Source organism: Streptomyces sp. YIM 98790, assembly GCF_011421595.1.
Taxonomy (GTDB): Bacteria; Actinomycetota; Actinomycetes; order Streptomycetales; family Streptomycetaceae; genus Streptomyces.
Genome location: NZ_WTLH01000103.1, coordinates 1 through 382 on the forward strand (window position 1 = coordinate 1; position 382 = coordinate 382).

Annotated in this window: 1 protein-coding gene; it reads left to right on the top strand. The window is 84.0% G+C overall.

Annotated elements, in window-relative coordinates:
• A partial coding sequence (locus GQS09_RS17450) for a TOBE domain-containing protein (protein ID WP_165987256.1) occupies positions 1-180 on the top strand: 180 nt, incomplete at its 5' end.
• Positions 181-382 lie beyond the last annotated feature (202 nt).

Sequence of the window (382 nt, forward strand, 5' to 3'; positions counted from 1 at the left end):
GGCAGCCGCCGCCCGGGCGGGCCGGCCCCGGGCGAGGTGTGGCACCGTGCGCTGATCCGGGTCCCGCTGGGCGGCGGTGCCCCGCTCGCTGCGGCCCTCAAGGCGGCCCAGGCCACCCGCCTCGCCCACGGCGACACCGTCACCGCGCGGGTCCGCATGGACCCCTCGGACATCGGCTGACTCCCGCCGGGCGCCTGCGGAGCGCGGGAGCGGGGCCGCTGCGGGGGCGTGGAGCCATGCCCCCGCCGCCCCGCCCCCGGGCGCCGCCTGTCCCCGCCGCCCGGAAGGACCCCGCCGGTGAGGGCGGGGCGACCGGGCGTCCGCCGCGGGTGGGGCCCCGTCGGCCCCGCCTTCGCCGGCGACGGGCTCAGCCGCTGCGGGG